This is a genomic window from Leifsonia sp. GW821-FHT13C05 (assembly GCF_058806515.1).
Genome location: NZ_JBXAPT010000002.1, coordinates 271,093 through 285,308 on the forward strand (window position 1 = coordinate 271,093; position 14,216 = coordinate 285,308).

Annotated in this window: 17 protein-coding genes; 11 read left to right on the forward strand and 6 right to left on the reverse strand. The window is 69.7% G+C overall.

Going from position 1 to position 14,216, the window contains the following annotated elements:
• Positions 1-15 precede the first annotated feature (15 nt).
• Positions 16-771 carry an alpha/beta hydrolase gene (locus tag AC1ROC_RS07850; protein ID WP_256922062.1) on the forward strand — a complete coding sequence of 252 codons (756 nt, stop codon included), beginning with the start codon at positions 16-18 and terminating at the stop codon, positions 769-771.
• On the opposite strand, the gene AC1ROC_RS07855 is transcribed toward AC1ROC_RS07850, so the two are convergent.
• Positions 768-1,745 (reverse strand): aldo/keto reductase, encoded by a 978-nt coding sequence (locus AC1ROC_RS07855; protein WP_085370519.1) that lies wholly within the window; start codon positions 1,743-1,745, stop codon positions 768-770. The two genes, AC1ROC_RS07850 and AC1ROC_RS07855, sit on opposite strands and share 4 nt — an antisense overlap.
• Positions 1,746-1,907: 162 nt before the next feature.
• Between AC1ROC_RS07855 and AC1ROC_RS07860 the strand changes: the two genes are divergently transcribed.
• A complete protein-coding gene (locus AC1ROC_RS07860) occupies positions 1,908-2,756 on the forward strand; it encodes a helix-turn-helix transcriptional regulator (RefSeq protein ID WP_085370520.1) in 849 nt (282 codons plus the stop codon).
• Positions 2,757-2,823: 67 nt separating this feature from the next.
• The gene (locus AC1ROC_RS07865) at positions 2,824-3,264 is read left to right on the forward strand and encodes a MarR family winged helix-turn-helix transcriptional regulator (RefSeq protein ID WP_085370521.1); all 441 of its coding nucleotides are present in this window, start codon (positions 2,824-2,826) and stop codon (positions 3,262-3,264) included.
• Between the two features lie 67 nt (positions 3,265-3,331).
• On the opposite strand, the gene AC1ROC_RS07870 is transcribed toward AC1ROC_RS07865, so the two are convergent.
• A complete protein-coding gene (locus AC1ROC_RS07870; protein WP_247597169.1) occupies positions 3,332-4,297 on the reverse strand; it encodes a diacylglycerol/lipid kinase family protein in 966 nt (321 codons plus the stop codon).
• A gap of 125 nt (positions 4,298-4,422) precedes the next feature.
• Here AC1ROC_RS07870 and AC1ROC_RS07875 point away from each other — a divergent pair, with 125 nt between their 5' ends.
• Positions 4,423-5,115: a GNAT family N-acetyltransferase gene (locus AC1ROC_RS07875; RefSeq protein WP_492999289.1), complete on the forward strand. Its 693-nt coding sequence runs from the start codon at positions 4,423-4,425 to the stop codon at positions 5,113-5,115.
• A gap of 24 nt (positions 5,116-5,139) precedes the next feature.
• On the opposite strand, the gene AC1ROC_RS07880 is transcribed toward AC1ROC_RS07875, so the two are convergent.
• A complete protein-coding gene (locus AC1ROC_RS07880) occupies positions 5,140-6,504 on the reverse strand; it encodes a serine/threonine-protein kinase (protein WP_492999290.1) in 1,365 nt (454 codons plus the stop codon).
• A 105-nt stretch (positions 6,505-6,609) separates the two neighbouring features.
• On the opposite strand from AC1ROC_RS07880, the gene AC1ROC_RS07885 reads away from it, so the two are divergent.
• The 3 genes from AC1ROC_RS07885 (at position 6,610) to AC1ROC_RS07895 (ending at position 7,660) form a co-directional block, all read left to right on the forward strand.
• Positions 6,610-7,110, forward strand: a complete 501-nt coding sequence (locus AC1ROC_RS07885) for a MarR family winged helix-turn-helix transcriptional regulator (RefSeq protein WP_143465973.1) — start codon at positions 6,610-6,612, stop codon at positions 7,108-7,110.
• Between the two features lie 111 nt (positions 7,111-7,221).
• Positions 7,222-7,386 carry a hypothetical protein gene (locus AC1ROC_RS07890; protein ID WP_168690344.1) on the forward strand — a complete coding sequence of 55 codons (165 nt, stop codon included), beginning with the start codon at positions 7,222-7,224 and terminating at the stop codon, positions 7,384-7,386.
• 16 nt (positions 7,387-7,402) lie between these two features.
• Positions 7,403-7,660: a DUF6458 family protein gene (locus AC1ROC_RS07895; RefSeq protein ID WP_492999293.1), complete on the forward strand. Its 258-nt coding sequence runs from the start codon at positions 7,403-7,405 to the stop codon at positions 7,658-7,660.
• Positions 7,661-7,756: 96 nt separating this feature from the next.
• Here the strand turns inward: AC1ROC_RS07895 and AC1ROC_RS07900 are convergent, their stop codons facing one another.
• Complete coding sequence (locus AC1ROC_RS07900) at positions 7,757-9,106, reverse strand: pyridoxal phosphate-dependent decarboxylase family protein (RefSeq protein WP_493000003.1); 1,350 nt, start codon at positions 9,104-9,106, stop codon at positions 7,757-7,759.
• A 202-nt stretch (positions 9,107-9,308) separates the two neighbouring features.
• Between AC1ROC_RS07900 and AC1ROC_RS07905 the strand changes: the two genes are divergently transcribed.
• From AC1ROC_RS07905 to AC1ROC_RS07920, 4 genes are all read left to right on the forward strand, one after another.
• A complete protein-coding gene (locus AC1ROC_RS07905; protein WP_492999294.1) occupies positions 9,309-9,827 on the forward strand; it encodes a hypothetical protein in 519 nt (172 codons plus the stop codon).
• Positions 9,828-9,958: 131 nt separating this feature from the next.
• On the forward strand, positions 9,959-10,087 hold the full coding sequence (locus tag AC1ROC_RS07910) for a hypothetical protein (RefSeq protein ID WP_492999296.1): 129 nt from the start codon (positions 9,959-9,961) through the stop codon (positions 10,085-10,087).
• Between the two features lie 3 nt (positions 10,088-10,090).
• Positions 10,091-10,693 carry a hypothetical protein gene (locus tag AC1ROC_RS07915; RefSeq protein WP_492999298.1) on the forward strand — a complete coding sequence of 201 codons (603 nt, stop codon included), beginning with the start codon at positions 10,091-10,093 and terminating at the stop codon, positions 10,691-10,693.
• Complete coding sequence (locus tag AC1ROC_RS07920; RefSeq protein WP_168690346.1) at positions 10,666-10,854, forward strand: hypothetical protein; 189 nt, start codon at positions 10,666-10,668, stop codon at positions 10,852-10,854. Before AC1ROC_RS07915 ends, AC1ROC_RS07920 begins: the two co-directional genes overlap by 28 nt.
• Before the next feature lie 70 nt (positions 10,855-10,924).
• Here the strand turns inward: AC1ROC_RS07920 and AC1ROC_RS07925 are convergent, their stop codons facing one another.
• Both AC1ROC_RS07925 and AC1ROC_RS07930 read right to left on the reverse strand, forming a co-directional pair.
• On the reverse strand, positions 10,925-12,712 hold the full coding sequence (locus AC1ROC_RS07925; protein ID WP_492999301.1) for an ABC transporter family substrate-binding protein: 1,788 nt from the start codon (positions 12,710-12,712) through the stop codon (positions 10,925-10,927).
• A 49-nt stretch (positions 12,713-12,761) separates the two neighbouring features.
• Positions 12,762-14,216 (reverse strand): FAD-dependent oxidoreductase, encoded by a 1,455-nt coding sequence (locus AC1ROC_RS07930; RefSeq protein ID WP_492999302.1) that lies wholly within the window; start codon positions 14,214-14,216, stop codon positions 12,762-12,764.

Genomic DNA, 14,216 nt, shown 5'->3' on the forward strand with positions numbered 1-14,216 from the left:
AATCGAGGAGCCAGGATGCCGCGAACGAACCGCCGAGGGATGCGCACCGCCGTCCGCATCCTGATCTCCGTCGTCGCCGTGCTCGCCCTCGTGGTGGTCGGCTTCCTCGCCTGGGCGAACACGCCGATGATGGGCGACCGCGCACGGGCGATCGACGTGTGGACCGACCCGGCGGTCAGCATCACCGACGAGGGAGACTCGGTGCTCCTCGCGCCGACGGGGGACGCATCCGGTCAGGGGCTGGTGTTCGTACCCGGCGCGCTGGTCGACCCGTACGCCTATCTCTACAAGCTCGCCGGCGCCGTGGAGGACACCGGGCTGACCGTCGTCGTGACCAAGCCGACGCTGAACCTGGCGTTCTTCGACCAGCGGCCACTGTCGACGTTCACCTCCCACGCACCGGAGGTGTCCTCGTGGTACGTCGGCGGCCACTCACTCGGCGGGGTGCGCGCCTGCCAGCTCGCCGACGACACGAGCGTGGACGGGCTCATCCTGTTCGGCAGCTACTGCGCGAACGACCTCAGCCGCAGCGACCTGCGCGTGCTCTCGATCGGCGGGGGCGCCGACGGCCTGAGCACCCCCGCGAAGATCGCTGCGGCCAGACCGCTGCTGCCCGCAGACGCCACGATGGTCGAGATCCCCGGCATGAACCACGCCCAGTTCGGCGACTACGGGCCGCAGCCGGGCGACAACCCCGCCGGCATAACGAACGCTCAGGCGCGCGACAGGATCACCGAGACGCTGACCGCGTTCCTCGGGAAGGCCGGCTAGAAGCCTTCCGCCCTCCGCGGCGTGTACGGGGCTTCGAGGGCCGCGCACTCCTCCGGCGTGAGGGTCAGGTCCACCGAGGCGACGGCATCCACCAGGTGCTGCTGCTTCGTCGCGCCGACGATGGGCGCCGTCACCGCGCCCTGCTGACGCACCCAGGCGAGCGCCACCTGCGCCCGTGAGACGCCCCGCGCCTCCGCCACCTCGGCGACCGCGGCCACGATGCGCCGGTTCGACTCCTCCTCGCCGCGATACAGCGTCGCGCCGAACACATCCCCGGCGGAACGGTCGGTGCTGACTCCCCAGTCGCGCGTCAGCACGCCGCGGGCGAGCGGGGACCACGGGATGACGCCGACGCCCTGATCGACGCACAGCGGATGCATCTCCCGCTCCTCCTCGCGCTGCAGCAGGTTGTACTGGTCCTGCATCGAGACGAACCGCGCCCATCCATTGGCCTGGGCGGTGTGCTGCGCCTTCGCGAACTGCCACGCCCACATCGACGACGCACCGATGTACCGCGCCTTGCCGGAGCGCACGACGTCGTTCAGCGCCTCCATCGTCTCCTCGATCGGGGTGGACGGGTCCCAGCGGTGGATCTGGTACAGGTCGACGTGATCGGTGCCGAGACGACGCAGGCTGTCGTCGATGGCCGACAGGATGTGCGCCCGCGACAGGCCGGCCTGGTTCGGCCCCTCGCCCATCCGGCCGTGCACCTTGGTGGCGATGACCACCTCGTCGCGCGTCGCGAAGTCGGCGAGCGCCCTGCCGACGATCTCCTCGCTCGTGCCGTCCGAGTACACGTCGGCCGTGTCGAACGTGGTGATCCCGGACTCCAGGGCGCTCCGGATGAACGGCCGGCTCTGCTCCTCCGGCAGGCTCCACGGGTGCGCGCCGCGCTCCGGGACGCCGTAGCTCATACAGCCGAGCACGACCGCCGAGATCTTCAGTCCGGTGCTGCCGAGGTTGACGTACTGCATGGGTGCTCCGTTCGCTGCCGACTGGGAGCAACGCTACTCGCGCCCAGCGAGATGCCACCAACTGTCGCGAAACGCTCGGGATGCGGCGCAGTTACTGGCATCTCGCAGTGGTGGGACTACGGGGGCCAGGACAAGCGAAGCCGGGTGGCGCACACTGGATGCGTGGAAGCGAACGAGTTCGGGCGGATGGTGCGCCGCATCCGGGACCGAGTCACGCCGGAGACGGTCGGCCTGCCCCCTGGACGCCGCCGCCGGGCCGTCGGGCTGCGCCGCGAGGAGCTCGCCGCTCTCGCCGGCATCTCGGCCGACTACCTGACCAGGCTGGAACAAGGGCGGGCGACCTCGCCGTCCGTGCAGATCGTCGCATCGCTCGCGCGGGCCCTCCGCATCTCCGACGCGGAACGCGAACTGCTCTACCAGCTCGCCGGGCACGCGGCCCCCGGCCTGGACGTGGTGCCGACGCGCATCCCGCCCAGTGTGCAGCGGATGCTCGACCGGTTGGCGAACACCCCGGTCGCTGTCTACGACGCCACGATGACGCTCATCCAGGCCAACGCCCCGTTCGACGCGCTGATGGGCGAGACAAGCAGCTGGCGCGGCAACGAACGCAACGCGGTCTGGCGCCACATCGTCGGCCCGGCAGGCCGAGTCCTGCAGTCGCAGGAAGACCACGACGACCTCGTCGCCGGGCTGGTCTCTGACCTGCGCCTCACCGCCTCCCGCTACCCGGCCGACCGCTCGGTCACACGGTTGGTCGCCGCCCTCACGGCGGCGAGCCCCCAATTCGTCGAACTGTGGGAGAACGGCGACCTCGGCCCGCGCCGGCAAGACCCGTCGAAGCGCAAGACGATCGAACATCCCCTGGTCGGCCGCATCACCCTCGACTGCGACACCCTCATCGTCACCACCGACGACCTGCGCATCATGGTCTACACGGCCGAACCCGGCACGGAAGACGCGGAGCGCCTGGCGCTCGCGGTGGTGCTGGGGACGCAGACGCTGGTGGAGTAGGGGGCGGACCACCCTCCTCAGCAGGCTTAGTATTGGCACACGCACTGGGCATGACGAGGATGAACCGATGGACGACCACCCCGCTGAGGCGGACGAGCAGCGGCCGGAGAACTGGCCGATCGGCAGGCTGCTCGGTGTCGCATCCCGGTCGGTCGAGCGGAGCTGGGCGCAGGCGCTCGAACAGCGGGGGCTGACCCATGCCGGGCTGATCGTGCTGCACTTCCTGGATGCGGGGATCACCTCGCAGACCGAGCTGGCGCGGCTGGCCAGGGTGGAGGCGCAGACGATGTCGCGCACCATCGACCGGCTCGAACGGGAAGGGCTGGTCGCCCGCTCACCGTATCCCGGCGACCGGCGCAGGCACGTGCTCAGCATCACCGCGGCCGGGCGGGAGGCGTTCGCGGGGGCGAAGGACCTGGAACGGGATGTGTTCCCGGCCGTCAGCGACCCGGAGGCGTTGCGTACGGCCCTGGTGCAGATCGTCGCCGCCCTCGGCGACCGCAGCTAGACGGCAAGCGCCGCTCGGCAGCGCCTAGCCAGCGCGCGCCGCCCCTCAGCGCCCCAGCATCACTCGCCTACGCCGCCCCCTCCGGCACCTTCACGATCAAACTCCGCGGGTCGATCCACGTCTTGATCGCGGAGGCCTTGCCGAACAGGTCGCCGTCGAGTTCGACGTCTTCCGGGCTGCTGAGGCGCAGCACGAACTCGCTGCCTTTCAGGTAGTTGAGCGCCCTGACCTCCCTGGAGAGGCCCATCAGGCGGCGGCCCGCGGAGGTGCGACGCAGCACCCCGTTCTCCCAGAACACCTTCCAGACGATCTGCACCCAGCCGATGAACCCTTCCGGGCGGAGGACCACGATGTCGAACTCGCCGTCGTCGACCGCCGCATCCGGGAGCAGCAGGATGTTCGCCGGGAGCGACCCGCAGTTGCCGATCATCACGGTGTGCGCGCGCACGGAGTGCACCCGCCCGCCGTCGAGCTGGTAGCGGAGGCGCAGCTGGTTCTTGTCGCGGAGGACGGTGCCGATCGCCTTCACGTATGCCAGCCAGCCCGCCTTGGCTTTGAGGTCGTCGTCGGTGGCAGCGAGCATCTTCGCGTCGATGCCGAGCCCGGCCATCACCAGGTATGCGCGCCTGCTCACCGAGCCGTCCGCATCCCGGATGTCGGCCACGCCCACGTCGATCGGCCGGTCTTCGCCGCCGAACGCCGTCTGGAGCGCGTTCTCCACGTCGTCGAGGGTGAGGTTCAGGTTGCGGGCGAGCAGGTTGCCGGTGCCGGAGGGCAGCAGAGCGAGCGGGGTGCCGGTGCCGCGGAGCTCCTCGGCCACGGTGCGGACGGTGCCGTCGCCCCCGGCCGCGATCACCACATCGACGCCGCGTTCGAGCGCCTGCTTGGTCTGACCGGTGCCGGGGTCGTCCTCCGTGGTCTCCAGCCAGAGCGTCTCAGCCCAGCCGTGCTCGGCCTCCGCGGCGGCGACGGCCTCCTTGATCGCCGACAGGTCGACCTTGATCGGGTTCACGACGATGGCTGCGGTCTTCACGGAGTCCTCCTCTTGCGGGTGCGACGGCGAAAGCACGGGTCACGCCGCGACACTACTGGGAGGACGCCCCCGGCGTAACCGGGCCACGGCACATCCGCAGCCCCGCGGCATGGAAAGCTGGGGGGATGCACGTTCTCGACAACCCCGCCTGGCACGCACTCACCGGGGCGCACCGCTCGTTCGCCGTCGGAACGGAGGACGCCAAGCGCTACCGTCCGGACATGTCGCCGTTCGCGGCCGTCCCCGACCCGGACGGCCCTCTGGATGCCCTGACCGAGTTGGTGGGCCTCTCCGGCGGCGGAGACTCCGCGCTCGGCGTCTTCGGCGCATCCACGGGGCCGGACGGCTGGGAGACGCTCGGCGCGTACGACTGCTGGCAGCTCGTCTACGAGCACGAGACGATGCCGGAGGTGCGGCAGCTCGGCGACGACGCGCGGCTGGTGACGCTCGGCGACGCCGACGTACCGGATGCGCTCGACCTGGTCGACCGGACCAGGCCGGGGCCGTTCCTCCCGCGCACGATCGAGTTCGGCGGGTACCGCGGCATCCGGGTGGGCGAGCGGCTCGCGGCGATGGCCGGACAGCGGATGCGGCCGGACGGCTGGTGCGAGGTCAGCGCGGTCTGCGCAGACCCCGAGTTCCGTGGGCGGGGCTTCGCGGCGACCGTGATGGTCGAGGTGATGCGCGGGATCGTCGCTCGCGGCGAGCGGCCGTTCCTGCACGTCGAGGCGACGAACGAGCGCGCGCTCGGTGTGTACGAAGCGCTCGGATTCACCCGGCGGCGGCGGGCGAACATCCTGGTGTGCCAGCCGCTCTGAGTGCAGCGCGAGGGCGGTAGCCGGCTACCTCTCCTGGCTTTTGTCCTTGCCCTTCCCCGGGCCGTTTCCTGGGCCGTTACCTTTGCCCTTGCCCGGGTTTCCTTTCTCCTTCTGGCTCGGCGCAGGGGCCGGCGCTGGAGCCGGCGCAGGATCGGTGGTCGTGACGGGCGCGACGGTCGGCGCCACGCTCGGCGACGCGGGCGTGGAGGTCGTCGGCGATGGCGTCGACGGAACGCTCGACGGGTTGGTGCCGGACGGCGCGAACAGCACGCCCAGCCCGATCGCGCCGGCGACCAGCACGACGAGCGCGCCGGCGACCAGCGCGACCAGGAGCCCGCGCCGATGCTTCGCGGGAGGGGCGAGGACGGCCGTGGGCGCGTCGGCGGCGGCCACCCCAACCGGTCCGGCGTGCGGCACCGGCGGCGCCATCGCGACGGTGGGCTCCATCTCGTCCGTCGCGCCCGCAGCACCCGCAACGCCCGCAGCACCCGCAACTCCCGCCGCGCCCGCCGACGGCATCACCGCGGTCGGCATCTCGTCGTCCGGCTCACCCGACGCATCCCATCCCGTCAGCTGCGGGGCCAGCTCGCGCGCCATCACCGCGATCTCCATCGCCGTGGGACGTAGCGCCTGACTGCGGGCCGTCATGGCGGCGAGCATCCCGCGCCAGTCGTCCGGCAGCGTGCTCGGGATGCGCGGATCGTACGCCGCGCGAGCGCTCACCGACTCGACGGGCGAACCGGGGTAGCTGCGGCGGCCGGTGAGCGCTTCGAGCAGCACCAGCCCGAGCGCGTAGACGTCCGTGGACGCATCCGGTTCGGCTCCGGCGACCTGCTCCGGGCTCAGGTACGCGGCCGTCCCGATCACCGTGCCGTCGGTGGTGAGGCGTTCGGCCCCGAGCAGGTGGGCGATGCCGAAGTCGGCGAGCTTGGCGTGCAGACGGCCGCCGGGGACAGTGGATGCGGGCAGAAGGATGTTCGCCGGCTTGAGGTCGCGGTGCACCATCCCCGCGTCGTGCACGACCACGAGGCCCTCCGCGATCTCGGCGGCCAGCTCGGCCGCCTCGACGCCCGTCAGCGGACCGTCGTCGAGACGCGTGCGCAGGTCGGTGCCCTCGACGAGTTCCATCACGAGGAAGCTGGGGGTGTCGTCGTCCACCCCGGCGAGGTGGGCGTCGTGCAGCGTCACCAGGTTCGGGTGGCTGAGGCGCGCGAGCATCGTTGCCTCCGCGCGACGGCGGGCGTCGTCGACGGCCGTGCCGGACGCGAACAGCTTGACAGCGACGAACCGGCCCAGCTGGCGGTCGAGGGCACGGTACACCGTCGCCATCCCGCCGCGGCCGAGAGCCTCGCGCAGTTCGTAGCGTTCCAGAAGCACACGATCGTTCACTGCCCGAGCATACCCGCGTTAAGCAACCCCATCCTGTCCGTGAATCAGCCGAAAGTGTGGCCGCACTCCCTTGCCAGATCGCCGAACCTGGGTTGAGTGAATGGTGTGAGCGACGAGACCGAAGTGCCCGACCAGCCGGAGACGGGTGTTCTGGAAGCGCTGCAGGTCTACCGGGCAGCGGAGGCAGCGATGCGCAGGCGCACGGGCGCCGCGATGGGGATCGGGGACAGCGACCTCCTGGCGCTCCGGTACATCCTCGACCGCCGCGCCCTCGGGCAGGTGACCGCCTCCAAAGACGTCAGCGCCTACCTCGGCATCTCCAGCGCATCCACCACCGCCCTGATCGACCGGCTCGCCAAGGGCGGTTTCGTCGAGCGCAGGCCGAGCACCGTGGACAAGCGCTCCATCGAGATCGTGCCGACCGCCGCTGCACTGGGAGACACCGGCCCGATGCTGGAGGCCGCGCAGACCCAGATCGAGGCGGCCACGGCCGAACTGAGCCCGGAGGAAGCGGCGACCATCACGCGGTTCCTCACCAAGATGCGCGAGACCGTCGACCGCATCGCGACGAAACCACGGCGTTCCGGCCCGGCAGCGAGGTCGTGAGCGCGTCGTAGCCGCGCGCGAGTAAAGCAGGATTTTCCGCCATGTCAAGGGGATTGCTAGGCAACTGAACTAGTAGTTCAGTGGTGTGGTCAAGGAAAGGACAACTCTGCCATGAACATCCTGCTCATCGTGATCGCCATCATCGCGATCATCCTTCTGCTTACCGGCGGTTTCGTACAGTCCCTGAACTTCCTGCTCTGGGTCGGAATCGTGCTGCTCGTGATCGCGGTGATCGTCTGGCTTGTTCGGATGCTCACCGGAAGCCGACGAGTCTGACAGGACGGGTAAGACCATGAGTCTCGGAACCGGAATCGTCCTGTTCGTCATCGGCGCGATCCTGGCGTTCGCTCTGAACCTGCAGGTCGCCTGGATCGACCTCCACCTGGTCGGGTACATCCTGATGGCCGCCGGTCTGATCGGCATCATCATCGGCATCGTGCTGCTCACCCGCCGTCGCCAGTCTGTCGCCACCACGCGCACCGCTGTCGACCCTGCGTCGGGCGAGCGCGTCACGCGCCGGACCAGCGAGAGCGACGACCCCATCGTCTGACCCGCCCCACACGCACCACACAGTCCGAACCCCTTCACGCCGGAGCTCTCGCGCCGGGTGGAGGGGTTCGGCTTTTCTGCGTCTCCGTGCCTGCGTCTACATCGTGTCGAGGATGGACGTGAGGTGCTCGAAGGTCGTGGTCGGGTTGACGATCGCGAACCGCGTGTTCGGCCGACCCTCGTGCGAGCTGGGCGTGACGAACGCCCGCTGCTCGTCCAGCAGCCTCGTCGACCAGCGCGCGTAGTCGTCGCGGGTCCAGCCCTCCCGCTCGAACACGACGACGGACAGCTGCGGCGCCCGCACCAGCCGGAACCCGTCGCGCGACTCGATCTCGCGCGCGATCCGCTGCGCCAGCTGCAGGGAGGCCGTCACCGCCTCCCGGTAGGCCGCTGCGCCGTACGTGGCGAGCGAGAACCACAGCGGAAGGCCCCGCGCACGCCTGGTGAGGTGCGCCGCATAGTCCGACGGGCTCCACTCCGAGGTGTCGGTGAGCGTGTCGAGGTACTCGGCGTGCTGCGTGTGCGCCCTGCGTCCGGCCTCCGGATCCCGGTACAGCAGCGCGCAGGCGTCGAACGGCGCGAACAGCCACTTGTGCGGGTCGACGATCGCGGAGTCCGCGCGCTCCACCCCGGCGAACCGGTGCTTGGCCTCCGGCGACAGCATCCCGGCCAGCCCGTACGCGCCGTCGACGTGCAGCCAGAAGTCGTATTCGTCCTTGAGCGCCGCAATGGATGCGAGGTCGTCCACGATGCCGAAGTTGGTCGACCCGGCCGTGGCGACCACCGCGAACACGGACGCGCCGTGCTCGTCTAGCGCCTCGCGCACGGCGTCGCCGGTGAGCATCCCGGAGTCGTCGGGGCGGACGGGCACGACCTCCACATCCATCACCCGCGCCGCGGACGCGATGGAGGAGTGCGCTTCTGCACTGCAGACGATCTTCCAGCGGCCGTGGCCGAGCTGGGCTCCGCGCTCGGCCTTGGCGTGCTCGCGGGCGGCGACGAGTGCCGACAGGTTGCCGAGCGTGCCGCCCTGCACGAACACGCCGCCGGCGCTGGCGGGCAGCCCGAATTCGGCGGCGAGCCAGGCGAGCACCTGGTTCTCGGCGAAGACGGCGCCGGACCCCTCCAGCCACGAGCCGCCGTAGACCGCGCTGGCGGAGACGACGAGGTCGAACGCGGTGGCCGCCTTGGTGGGCGCGGTCGGGATGAACGACAGGTACTGCGGGTGGTCCGTGGTGATGCACGCGGGCGCGAGCACGTGCTCGAACAGCGCGAGCGCGCGCTCGGCGCCGATGCCGCCCTCCACCACCGTCTGCCCGGCCAGCCGGTTCAGCTCGAACTCGGACAGCGGCTTGTCGAGCGGGGTGTCCGTGCTCAGGATGCGCCGCCGCGAGTACTCGAGCACGAGGTCGACGAGGCTCCTGGTCTCGTCCGAGACGGCGTGCATCCTGGTCGGGGTGCCGGTCTGCGTGGCGGTCGGCGTGCCGATCCGGCTGTCGTCGGCTTTGCGTGTATCCATGTTTTCCTCTCGGGCCCAGAGCAGACTCTCACAACGCTTCGGCACTCGTTCGCCGTCCGGCGCAACGATCGGGCGCATCCCGCGCACTGCACGCAATACTTCGCCGCGCCCGGTGCGGTTGACTGGTCGGATGCGCGACCACGCCCTCTTCCTGAACGGTACCGTCGGCGTCGGCAAGACCGCCACAGCGGACGCCATCAGCCGCATCCTGATCCAGCGCGGCATCCCGCACGCGATCGTCGACCTGGATGCACTCCGCGCCGCCTGGCCGGCGCCGGAGGGCGACCCGTTCAACAACGCGCTGGAACTGGCCAACCTGCGCGCCGTCGCCGCGAACCACCGCGCGGCCGGCGCGCGCATCCTGGTGCTGGCCGGGGTGATCGAGGACCCGGACGCCGTTCCCCTCTACCGCGACGCCATCGGCGGCATCCCGCTCACGGTCGTGCGGCTCACCGTCGGCCCGGCGGTCGGCGAGGCCAGGCTGCGCGCCAGGCACGGCGACGACCACGACGCCCTCGCCTGGCACCTGCACCGCCACGGCGAGCTGGACGCGGTGCTCGATGCCGCGCGCATCCCGGGGCCCACGGTCGACACGACGGGCAGGTCGCCCAGCGAGGTGGCGGAGGCCGTGCTCGCGGCCTCCGCCTAGAAGCGGCAAGCCTCCGCCGGCAAGGCGGCGAATCGCTCCTCCTTGCGGCATGTGGAATGTATATATTTCATATCGTGATAGGTTCAGCGCCAGGCTGTATCAGCGGCCATTCAACGAGGAATGGAGAGACGATGACGACTCGAGAGAAGACGTGGGGCGCCGCGGCGGCGGCATTCCTGATCAGTGGGATGCTGGTCGGATTCGCACCACTCGACTCAGATGCGATCCACGCGGCAAACGGCATCCAGGTCGAAGGGTGACCATTGGTCTCCCGTTCGCGCACCGTCCCCGTGATTCGCGAGCGCGGTACTGTGCAGATTACAACGGTCATCGGAAACGCGAACGCGCCGAAACGGTACGACTATCCGATGCGGCTGGCGCGCGGGCAGTCATTGCACCTCAACGAGGACGGGTCGGTCGTCGCAGCAGGTCGGGACGGCTCGTTCACCGCCTACGTTGCGAGCCCTTGGGCCAAGGACGCCAACGGCGACGCAGTTCCGACCCACTATGAAGTCAGCGGCAACACACTGACTCAGGTTGTGGACTTCACTGCCGCCACCGCGTTTCCCGTCGTCGCCGACCCCACCATGGACATCCTCTGGTGGGGCGTTGCGGCCAAGCTGTCGAAGGCTGAGACCAAGAGCCTTGCGAGCCGGATCAGCACAGCTGCGGGTGGAGTGGCTGCGTTCTGCGGCTACGTGCCGATCATCCAAGCCCGCGTGGCTTGCGGAATGACGATTGCGTGGCGTATCGCCTCCTGGGTCGACCCGGTTCGCCAGGCAGCCGCTCAGGGCCGTTGCGCCCAGATCAATGTCCCTTACGCGTCAGGAGTGGCCCTGTGGAACGTGACCAACGAAAAGTGCTGAGGGTCGACCTTCTGTGGGCGCTCGGCGGTGGAGCGCTGCTGCTGGCCTTCCTCCTCTGGGCGACCGAATCAACCGTTGGTGAGTCGGCTGTTGGTGCAGGCATCTTCGTCGTGATTGGCGCGACGGTAGCCCTGATGCGATTCAAGCGACGTTCAAGCTGAGCGGGCCCAGGGTCCCGCCGCGAACATCCGTTCGCGGTGGGACCCTGGGCCTGATCGGTGGAGGCGGCGACTACTTCCCGCTCTTCACCGACCACTCCCAGAAGTTCCAGAACGGCCCGGTCTGGTTGCCCATGTACTTCACGCCGTCGACGCGCGCGCTGACGCCGAAGATGCCGGGCAGCTGGAAGAGCGGCAGGCCGTAGCCGTCGGCGAACGTGGCCTTGTCGATCTGCTGCTCGAGCGTGATGAGCTCGTCCTTGTCGACGGTGGTCTGCGTCTTGACCGCCACGTCGTTCATCGCGTTGTAGCGGTTGTTGTTTCCCCCGCCGCCGGTCGCGAAGAGCTGCGGGATCATCGTGGTTCCCGCTCCGGGGCTGATCCAGCCGAACAGGGATGCGTCGTAGTTGCCACCGGGGAGGAGCTTGCTCCAGTCGGGCGAACCGGCGTCGACGACCTTGAAGCCCGCCTTGGCCGCCGAGGCCGAGATGGCCTGGAACTCGTCGACGCGGTTCGGGTTGTTCGTGTTGTAGAGGATCCGGACGGTCGGGGTGGCACCTGCGAGGAGCGCCTTGGCGCCGTCGATGTCGACCTTGTCGAACTTGTCAGAACCGTTCTGCTTCACACTGGCGGCGTACTCGTCCTGGCTGGGAAGCCAGATCTGCGAGTTCAGCACCTCGGCCTTGGGGTTCACCGGGGTGACGATGGAGTCGAGGATCTGCTGACGCGGGACGGTCTTCAGGAACGCCTCACGCACCTTCGGGTCCTGGAAGACGGGAGCCCCGAAGTTGAGATCGAGGTGGTCGTACGAGACCTGATCGCCCGCCAGCACCGTCGCACTGGTCGCCTTGAGGGCGGTCAGCGTGTCCGCGGAGGCCTGCGGGTTGATGATGTCGACCTCACCGTTCTGCAGCGCGGTCACCTGCGCGTTCGAGTCCGGGATGATGCGGAAGACGACCTTGTCGACCTTCGGCTTCAGGCCGCCGGCGTAGTACTTGTTCTTGACCATCGTGATCGACTGCCCGGGCGTCCAGCCGGATACCACGAACGGGCCGGAGGCGACCAGGAGGTCCTTGTCGGTCGGGAACGCGGTGATGTCGTAGCCGGTGTTGGCGAAGTCCGCGGCCTTCTTGAGCGTCGCATCCGGGGCGGTCGGTGCGGCCTTGTCGCCCTTGGGCAGGCCCTTCAGCAGTTTGGTCAGGTCGGCGGGGGACGAGAGACCAGCCTTCTTGGCGAGCACATGCGCGGGGAGCGCGATCGGGTTGAACAGCTCCCAGTCCACGAACGGCTTGGCGTACGTCAGTGTGATCGTCCTGTTGTCGTCGCTGACGGCGGGGTACGCCGTCTGGTCGATGCCCGCCGTGCCGGCGGCCGGCGTGAAGTACTGGGTGCCGGAGGTGACCTCGCCGGTGGCCTGGTCGAACGTGGCCGAGTCGTAGTATCCGGACTGCATCGCCCAGCCGAGGATCATGTCGTCGGCCGTGACCGGCTCACCGTCCGACCACTTGTCCGCCTTGTTCAGCGTGTACTTGACCGTCAGCGGGTCGTCCGAGGTCTTCTCGAAGGTGCCGAACTTGTCGTCGTGGACGATCTTGTAGTTGTCGTCGATGTACTGGAACCCCGAGCCGTACGCGCCGTTGAGGTAGCCGACCTGACCGTTGGTGTCCACGTTGCCCTGCGGCGTCGACGGGTTCAGCGAGGTCAGGTCGTTGACCACGGCGACCGTGACGGTGCCTCCCGTCGCGGCGGTCGAACCCGACGTGCTGCCGGATGTGGTGCAGGCGGACAGCGCAAGGGCTGCGACGCCGGCGAGGGCGACAGCGGTGATCGCGTGCCGTGCCCTGCTCTTTCTGATGTGCATTGTTTCTCCTGTGTTTGTGCTGCGGATCGTGAGTCTGGGAGCGCTTCGGTCAGGGTTCCATCGGGTCCTCCCCGAGCGCGGCGTACGCACTGAGAGGGACGGGCTTGACCGGCACGTGCGCGGCGAACCGTCCGACCTCATCCACCCGGCGGTGGCGTCTGGCCGCGACGATGCCGGCGACGGCGGTCTCGCAGTAGCGGCCTTGGCACGGGCCCATGCCGCTGCGGCACTCGAGTTTGACGGCACTCGCCGTGCCGAAATGGGGGTTGCTGTCGAGGACGTCTTCGATCGTACGTCGGCTGACGACCTCGCACCGGCACACGGTGGTCGCCGGAGTCGCCAGGGCGAGGAGCGCCGCGCGGTTCGGCTCGAACATGCGCTCGACCACGCGGGAGAAGCGACGGGCCGCGCGGACGCCGCGACGCGCATCCAGGAGGGCGCGCTCGCTCGCCGTGGCACCGGTGCGCCCGTCGGCCGACGCCAGGTCGGCGGCGATGCCGAGTCCAGCGAGCCGTCCTTCCGCCCGGGATTGCTCGGCCCCGGCGACGCCGGTCGGCTCGCCCGCCACGTACACGCCGGGAATCGAGGTCGCCATCGTCTCATCGTGTTCGACGACCCAGCCGCCCTTCGGAGAGTCCCAGCGCAGCGTGCAGTCGAGTTGCCTGGCGAGCTCGGTCGACGGCTGGAACCCGTAGCCGACCACCAGCGCGTCCGCCTGCACGGTGCGCGGTGTCCCGCGCTTCCGCCAGGCCCGGTCGACCGGAGCGAGGGTCGCGGCCGTGAGCGCGCCATCCCCTTCTGCCGCCGTCACGATCGTGCGCGTGGAGATGCGCACCCCGGCGGCGACGAGTCTGGCGACGGACGCCGCCGTCTCCGCGAACAGCCCGACGTGTCCTGGGACGGCGGGCACAGCACGGACGGCCTCGCCGAGCCCCGGCAGCCCGCGGGCGAATGCGACCTCGGCGATGTCGGCCCCGGCTGACCGCAGCTGCTCGGCGACGACGAGCAGCAGTGGGTGCGATCCCGCCAGCACGAACCGCTTCGCCACGAGCAGCCGCTGGCTCTTCAGGAATCCCTGCACAGCGCCCGCCATCATCACACCGGGCAGCGTCCATCCCGGGAAGGCGACGGGCAGGTCGTACGCTCCGGTCGCGATCAGCAGGCGGCGGGCTCTGATGCGCCTCGAACCGTCCGGCGCTACCAGCGCGATGCTGAACGCCGAAGCGCCGTCCACCCGTTCGGGGAACACCCCGAAGGCCGTCGTCCCCGCCAGCCACTGGATGCGCTGGTGCGTCTCCGCAGCGGCGAGCAGACCGCCTGCCCACCGGTATCCGGCCGGGGACGGGGCACCCGTCGCCCCGAACTCCACGGGAGGACGCCGGAAGATCTGGCCGCCCGGGCGCTGCTGCTCGTCGATGACGACGACGCCGATCCCCTGGTCGGCGGCTGCCAGCGCGGCGGCGACGCCTGCCGGTCCTGCCCCGATCACAGCGAGGTCGTACAT